The sequence below is a fragment of the Pseudomonas sp. PS02290 genome (assembly GCF_029960075.1).
GTDB lineage: Bacteria > Pseudomonadota > Gammaproteobacteria > Pseudomonadales > Pseudomonadaceae > Aquipseudomonas.
Genome location: NZ_JASCOY010000068.1, coordinates 20,509 through 28,336 on the forward strand (window position 1 = coordinate 20,509; position 7,828 = coordinate 28,336).

Consider the following 7,828-nt stretch of genomic DNA (forward strand, 5'->3'; position numbering starts at 1 on the left):
TATACATAAACATTGAAGCTGGCAGTGCCTGAACGTGAGCTTTTAAATTTTTGGCATCCACACCTGAATTAATGAAAACAGTCGCCCAAGCTCAATGGGTTTTGCCAGATAATCATTGGCACCTGCCGCCAAGCATCGGTCTTGATCTTCTTTCGTTGCTTTGGCAGTCACCGCGATGATGGGTAGCTTTCGCCAAGCCGGATTTTGCCGAATACGCCGTGTGGCCTCGAAGCCGTCCATCTCCGGCATCATGATGTCCATGAGCACAAGATCGACATGCTCCGCTCCATGGAGTCGCTCAATAGCTTCAACGCCATTGCGAGCTACCACAATCAAAGCCCCCCTTTGCTCCAAGGCGCTGGTCAACGCAAAGATGTTCCGAACATCGTCGTCCACTACCAATATAGTGCGACCCTCGAAGGCTCTATCGCGGTTGCGTGCCACCATCAGCATCTTCTGCCGATCACTGGAGAGGGTATTTTCTACCTTGTGCAGGAACAAGGTCACTTCATCCAGAAGGCGTTCAGGAGAGCGTGCCCCTTTGATGATAATCGTCTGGGAGTAACGGAGTAATTCTGCTTCCTCTTTCCGGGTGAGAGATCGCCCTGTGTAGACAATCACCGGCGGCGAAGATGGCAAAGCCTCCATAGACATGTGTTTGAGCAAGTCGTTGCCCGTCATGTCTGGCAGTGCCAGATCGATAATCATGCAGTCAAATGCTTCTCGGCGCAGGAGGACAAGCGCATTTTCCCCCGACTCCACCGCGCTGATTTCAACATCATCGTCGCTGATCAATCTGACTACGCTCTCGCGCTGGCGGGCATCGTCCTCAACCAGAAGCACCCGCTTGACCTTTTGAGCAAGTTTTGACTCCAGTCTGGCAAATACCTCTTTAAGTTCGACCAACGTTGCTGGTTTGACTGCATAACCGACAGCGCCAAGCTGCATGGCAGTCATCTGTCGTTCTTCAACGGATATTACGTGGACCGGAATATGCCGCGTGGCAGCGTTTTCTTTCAGGCGGTGAAGCACAGTGAGCCCAGAATGATCTGGCAACCGCATATCCAAAAGAACGGCATCCGGAAAGAATTTCGATGCCAGTTCAACCCCTTCATCTGCACCGTGGGCCACCAGACATTGGTACCCTTGCTCGTGAGCAAGATCATAAAGAACCTGAGCGAAGCGTGCGTCATCCTCCACAACTAGGATCACGCGCTTGTCGAACGGCGCGTATTGGCGATCGTCTGCAAAGGTGGGGATCGAAGCAAGTGAAGCACGGGTATCGCTCGCCGGTAGCGAGGCCGGCATCGCTACTGAAATTGCCTGCACGACCATGGCCGGGAGAATCTCGCCATCGAAACGTTCTGGGATCGTCAACGTGAAGACACTGCCCTTGCCTGGAGCGCTAGTCACGGTGATAGTCCCCCCCAGCAGTTCAGCTAGCTGACGGGAGATCGACAACCCCAACCCAGTGCCGCCAAAACGCCTGTTAGTTGAACCGTCTCCTTGATGGAACGCCTCGAAAACACGCTCGATTTGATCAGCCGCAATGCCAATGCCTGTATCTGATATAGTAAACGCGACACCCCCGCCTGGCTGAGACGAAACCGTCGTCTCCACACGACCGCTCTCTGTAAACTTGATCGCGTTGGCCAACAAGTTTTTGAGTATCTGCTCCAAACGCTGCTGGTCCGTGTATATGAGGGGTGCTACCCCCTCTTGCAACTCAACGGAAAATTGGAGCGCTTTCTGGCCCGCGAGTGGCTGAAACGTATTTTTCAGATTCTCGACTAAACGCGCAGTGCTGATTTCGCTGGGAAATAAATCAAATCGGCCCGCTTCGACCTTCGCAATGTCAAGAATGTCGTTGATCAGATGCAGCAAGTCATTGCCCGCAGAATAGATCGACTCTGCGAACTTGACCTGTTCCTGCGTGAGATTTTCACCAGCGTTATCGGCCAAAAGTTTAGATAAAATCAGAGAGCTGTTGAGGGGGGTGCGCAGCTCATGTGACATGTTCGCAAGAAATTCGGACTTGTATCTGCTCGCACGCTGCAGCTCTTGCGCCCTGGCTTCGAGCTCTGATTGAGCCAGCTGAAGCTCTTCGTTTTTCCTATCAAGACTGTCGCGCTGCCGGGCCAGCTCCAGCCCTTGGTTGCTCAACTGCTCGTTTGTCTGCTCGAGCTCAACCTGCTGAACCTCTAGACTGGCTTGAGATTCTCTCAGTACGTGAGACTGCTGCTCCAGTTCTTCATTGGAGGTGCGCAGCTCTTCCTGTTGCACCTGAAGCTCTTCGTTCAGCTGCTGCGTCTCCTCCAGGATTTCCTGAATGCGCTGCCGGTACCGTGCAGACTCTACCGCTACCCCAACATCATGCATCACCAGCTTCAGCAGCTCCGCGTCTTTGGGTTCCAAAGCTCTTAGGAAACCCAGCTCAATGACGCCGTTGACCCCATCATCGTTGGCTACCGGCGCGATTAGTACGCTCGTAGGTCGGGCATCGCCCAGGCCGGATTTTACTTTTAGGTAATCTGGAGGAAGATCATTCAGCGAAACAATGTGATTTTGCTCCGCAACTTTTCCGATCAAGCCCTCCCCTAGTTGAAATGCCTGGCCCATTGAAGCTTGCTCGCGTGAAAACCCAAAGTTTGCCACGCGTACAAAATCGCCGAACGGCTGCCGGACATAAACGGCAGCGACCACAGCGCCCAAGTATTCGGCAAAAAACTCCAGTGCATTTTTTCCAACCGAATCCGCGGATAGCTCGCCCAATACGCGCTGAGCGAGCTGGCTCTGCCCGTCTTTGAGCCAAGCGTCGTGTTCCAATCTGGCTTTGCTTTGATTTTGGGCGTCCACGATAGTGGTATACGAAGTGGAGAGCTGTATGAGCTCTCTACGACCGAAATAGGCGAGAATAAGGTTTGCAGCCAAGGTGAATAACACGAACGTGCTGATCGTAATGAACGTCGTGCGATGTACCGATTCAGTTCGCAAGATTCTCAGCCCCTGCTCCATCGCGATCAGGTCTCTGAACTCCGAACGCATCTCATCACCGAGTTGCTTGCCTTTACCCATTCGCAAGATACTTTCGACATCGCCGTTGCTACGCCGTATTTCAATGATCCGCTGCGCCCGATCTGCCCAGGCCGCTTGCAGCGCTCCGATGCGCTGCAACCGATCTACTTGAGAAATGTTGTCCGACACCAGGGCCTGAAGCGCATTGATACTCTCAGGAACACGGACTCGGGCAAGCTCATAAGTATCGAGGTAACGCTCATCACCGCTAAGAAGATACCCTCGAACACCACTTTCCATGTCCACGGCGAGTTTCTGCGTTTCATGGGCATTGTTGATCACACGATCCGTGTGCTCGACCCAGTCGATTTGATCGAGAAGATAGGCAATCAAGGAAACGAACAGCAAGATACTAAAAAGGCCAAGCATTACTGGCGCTGCGACATTGCGTCGCAAAATTTTACGGAAATTACGCTCGTCAACAGCTCCAGTCGGCATGTCGAAAATCCTTCAGGGGGAAGGCGGGAAGCTTATCTGATAATTTGCCATTACTCACCGTCCGGCTACTGCCCGCCATGTGTAATGCGCAAAGCTTGTGTGGACTCCGTGTATTGCAATGTGGCGGCTTTAGCATGGCGCTAGGCGGCACACTCTGAGCGGCAATCTCAAGAGACTGGTGGACGCTCCTGAGTATGAGTCGAGACGAGCTGCGCTTGATGACATTGTTCCACCGAAACAGGCTGCTGGAACTACGGTGGCGTGCGACTTTCGGAATAGGCGCAATCCGCAGCTTTCGGGATAAGGAACAACCCATGGCACAATCTGCCCATTATCGAATCGACTACATCTATAACGGCGCGTATAAGAGCTTTTACGTCAACACGGAGACGATGACCAATGCCGAGGCGTGGCACTGGGCTGCTGTAGACTCAGGGGTTGCACAGATCCCAAAATACCGTCGCGACAAGGTCCAGGTTGTCAGCAAATCCCTCGCTGAACGGCATGGAATTGCCGAAGTACAATGGTCTCAGGCCTAATAGCTTGAGACGCCCATGATGGAGTTTGCGCCGTCGGGCACTGCTCATACGGTCACAGTGACCATACCTTGAATTGACATCGTCAGCTGCGAAAGCTGGAGGGTCGGGCTGACTGGCCTGTTGGCTTTCGCGAGATGGATGTCAAACCCATCGGAACGCTGCTTCGTTACGGGCGGGAAAAGGCCATCATCAAATGAGCATCTCCCGGCCGGTACCAGGCTATGGTCAAGGAATGCGCCGGTTGCTCAGCATTACAAGGCGATCGTCGAAGGCCCGCTGATAGATCTCACCCAATAGGTTGAAATGCGTACGGGTAATAGCGTTCACCATCCCGAACCCGGTGCTCAGACCTAGGGCACGGCCATGAGCATGACTCAGATCTATGATGTTGTGCGCACTCATGATCTGTTCAACACATGTCTGTAGACCCTCCTGCAACTGCAGGGGCAGCCCTATCGCTCGAATCATGCGTCGGGGTTCATATCTGGAATTGAGCAGGCGGCAGACCACGGGGTTCTCCTATCATTTGGGCTCACAGGTGGACGGTTACATCACCGCAGCACATGATCTGCACTCGCTAGCCCTTTGAGGTAAAACACCACACCGCTTAAGTGTTCAGCGGTTCTGCGCAATAGATTACCTCGCGCGTTACCGTGCTTAAATATTCATAGCGGGGTTCAACGTAAGTCCCTAAATATCTAGCTGCGATTAGTGACCGTTTTGAGCATATGCCTGGCTGTCTGCACCAGCTGATCCAAACTCCAAGGCTTTTGCAGGAATGCGACTCCGGCAGGCAGGTCACGGCTCACCTCAGTTCCGTAGCCGGTGGTCACTATAATCGCGGTACTTGGCCAGCGCTTATGCACCATCATCGCGAGTTCCTTGCCATCAAGCTGACCTGGCAGAGTAAAATCGGTGATCAGCAATGCACAGGGAATTTTGGACTGCAGGAGGTGCATCAAGGCTTCGTCAGCGCTGAAAAATCCAATGGAGTCAGCACCAAGGTCAGTAAAGATTTCCACGATCAACCGATGCATCAAGGGATCGTCTTCGACAATCACCACGCTACCACTGACGGGCTCTTCCTTCGATGAAAACGAAATTATGGGCATTGCGTTCCTTGCCTTGTCGCGCTGAGCACCTGTTGAAGTACGCTCGATAGCTGCTCTACAGAGTAAGGCTTATGCACAAGCTCAAAACCTGTGGCGCCATTCTGCGCAAGTACATGGCTGTATCCGGTAGCCAGCACAACCGGCAAGTCTGAGTACAAGCGCTCAATTTCCTGCCTTAATTCGATACCGTTCATGCCTGGCATGACCACGTCAGAAAACACGATATCAAATTGGTAGGCATCCTTTGCCAATTCGGCAAGTGCCTCTTGGGCGTCGTGAGCCAGGAAGGGAGCATAACCGAGGTCCGTGAGCGATTGGACCGTAAAGGTGCCCACATCAACATTGTCTTCAACCACCAATACGCGTGTCCCATGTCCGTTAATGAGCGCAACAGAAGCAGGAGCGTTTAAGCTTTCAGCTGACTGGACTACGCGAGGCAAATAAAGAGTGAATGTGCTGCCTTGGCCGACCGTACTTGTCACTACGATTTCGCCGCCCGATTGTTTCGCGAAACCAAAAACCTGGGACAGTCCAAGCCCGGTCCCTTTGCCTACGCTCTTGGTGGTGTAGAACGGCTCAAAAATTTGTTCCAGATTTTCTGGGGGGATACCGGAGCCGGTGTCACTGATCGAGACAGCAACGTAGTCGCCAACAATGGCAGGATGCGATCGCACGGCAGGCAATTGCTTTGCAGCGCGGACTCGCAACGTGAGACGCCCCTGGCCTTGCATGGCATCACGAGCATTGAGAGCCAGGTTCACCAATGCGGTATCAAACTGATTGGTGTCGGCACGGATAAAATGATTTTGCTCAGGGAGATCAAGACTGATCTCTACTTGAGACCCCACCATGGTACTTATCATCCCAGCCAAGTCTTTTACGCTGTCGCAGGCGACAAACACTGAGGGCTTCAATGCTTGACGCCTGGCAAAAGCCAAAAGCTGTGAAGTCACCTTTGCCGCCCGCTCAACAGTGTCCGAGATAACGGACACATACCGAGCCCGACGCTCGTCGGCAATGTCCGGCCGTTTGAGCATATCCGTAGAGGATTTGATTACTGTTAACAGGTTGTTAAAGTCGTGGGCCACGCCGCCAGTGAGCTGACCAATGGCCTCGAGTTTCTGAGATTGGCGTAAGGCTTCTTCTGCTTTAGCCAGAGCCTGCGCGGCGTCATACTCAGCCGTGAAATCACGTCCTACCGCGTTAACTTGCTGGTCATCAGGCTGGGCCGACCATGAAATCCTTCGGTAACTGCCGTCCCTGTGACGGTAGCGATTGTCGAACCGACTGTAAGCATGTCCACTAGCCGACATGTTTACTGCTTTGATTGTATGGTCCAGGTCCTCGGGGTGAATCAGTTCGAAAATGGTCCGACCAATCAACTCATCCGTCTGCCAACCTAACAAAACAGTCCACGCGGGGTTGACAGCGGTGATCAACCCTTCAAATGTGCACCGAATCATGATATCGGAAGACAGTAACCACAGCCTGTTTCGATCCTCGGTGCGCCGAGTCACCTCAGCTTCGAGCCGAGCATTCAGCTCCTTCAGCTGGACAACCGCCTGCGCGCGAGCCCCTTCGGCTTTATCCCTTTCACGATCGGCCAGGATCTGCTGAGTCATTTCAGTAGCAAGAAGCAGGACGCCGGCAAACCCACCGCTCTCGCCCTGTATGGGGGAAAAGCTGTAGGTCCAGACGGTCTCCTCATCATGGCCATGCCGGTTCATGGTCATGGACAACTTCTCGATGGCAAACCCTTTACCAGTCCTCAGCACTTCGGCAACTTGAGGACCAAGGACGGGGCCAATGTCCGTCAGGACGTCAGGCATAGGCTGTCCGAAAGCCGAAGGATGCCGATCCCCTAACGCGAGACCATAGGCATCGTTGTACAGAAGCCACTGCCGTTCTCCCCAATATAAAGCAGCGATGCCTTTGGCGTTCAACACCAGCGACAGTGCCGTGCGCATAGAGGCTGGCCAGCGGTTGTAATCGCCCAGAGGGGTTAGAGACCAATCAGTCCCTCGAACCAGGTCACCCATTTGGCCCCCACCGATCATGGGTGGAACGTCAGAAGTCAGCTTCCCCCTTGAGGAAGAAACAAATTCATCAGCAGGGGGTATGGGCATGCCGGCTCAATCCAAAGAGGTAGGGTGACATTACGAGCAAAGGCTGCGCAGCGGTGCGTCCGTGTAGTACAGGCACCGAAAAGGTATAGGTTAAACGAGTATCCGCTATCAGACCCATTCTAGACGTCAGGGTTCGAGCAAAAGCAATTTTCCTGGATATACGGCTTAAGCCGTCTGTTTTGGGTCGGATGTCGCCGGTTACAACGGACGTCCAGTGGTCCATGTCTGTCATACGGTAGGCACGTTTTGACCCAGCTGTAAGCCAAGGTACTGGCTGCTACGGTTTGACATCGCAGCAGCCAGAGGCTTGTTAGAACGCTGCCTTCAGGCGAGCGCCGGCATAGGCCTGTGCTTCCTGAGCCTTCTCCACCACCGCAGCGGTACCGAAAAACTCGTGGGTCACGCCGTCATACAGCTTGCGCTCCACGCTTACGCCCTGGTTTCGCAACGCCTGCTCCAGTTGCGCACCGTCATCACGCAGCGGGTCGATCTCGGCGTTGATCAGAGTCACTGGCGGCAGACCGTGAAGATTGGCGTG

5 protein-coding genes are annotated in these 7,828 nt (G+C 53.6%); 1 reads left to right on the forward strand and 4 read right to left on the reverse strand.

Annotation, left to right across the window (positions count from 1 at the left end; translation table 11 throughout):
* Window positions 1-42 precede the first annotated feature (42 nt).
* The gene (locus QMX88_RS22250; RefSeq protein ID WP_282372390.1) at window positions 43-3,513 is read right to left on the reverse strand and encodes a response regulator; all 3,471 of its coding nucleotides are present in this window, start codon (window positions 3,511-3,513) and stop codon (window positions 43-45) included.
* A gap of 314 nt (window positions 3,514-3,827) precedes the next feature.
* On the opposite strand from QMX88_RS22250, the gene QMX88_RS22255 reads away from it, so the two are divergent.
* Window positions 3,828-4,052 carry a DUF6555 family protein gene (locus QMX88_RS22255; RefSeq protein ID WP_192174991.1) on the forward strand — a complete coding sequence of 75 codons (225 nt, stop codon included), beginning with the start codon at window positions 3,828-3,830 and terminating at the stop codon, window positions 4,050-4,052.
* Between the two features lie 698 nt (window positions 4,053-4,750).
* Here QMX88_RS22255 and QMX88_RS22260 read toward each other — a convergent pair.
* The 3 genes from QMX88_RS22260 to QMX88_RS22270 all read right to left on the reverse strand — a co-directional run.
* Window positions 4,751-5,164 (reverse strand): response regulator, encoded by a 414-nt coding sequence (locus QMX88_RS22260; protein ID WP_282372391.1) that lies wholly within the window; start codon window positions 5,162-5,164, stop codon window positions 4,751-4,753.
* Window positions 5,155-7,131 carry an ATP-binding protein gene (locus QMX88_RS22265; RefSeq protein ID WP_282372392.1) on the reverse strand — a complete coding sequence of 659 codons (1,977 nt, stop codon included), beginning with the start codon at window positions 7,129-7,131 and terminating at the stop codon, window positions 5,155-5,157. Before QMX88_RS22265 ends, QMX88_RS22260 begins: the two co-directional genes overlap by 10 nt.
* 469 nt (window positions 7,132-7,600) lie before the next feature.
* Window positions 7,601-7,828: alpha/beta hydrolase (locus tag QMX88_RS22270; protein ID WP_282372394.1), on the reverse strand; the 228-nt coding region annotated here is incomplete at its 5' end.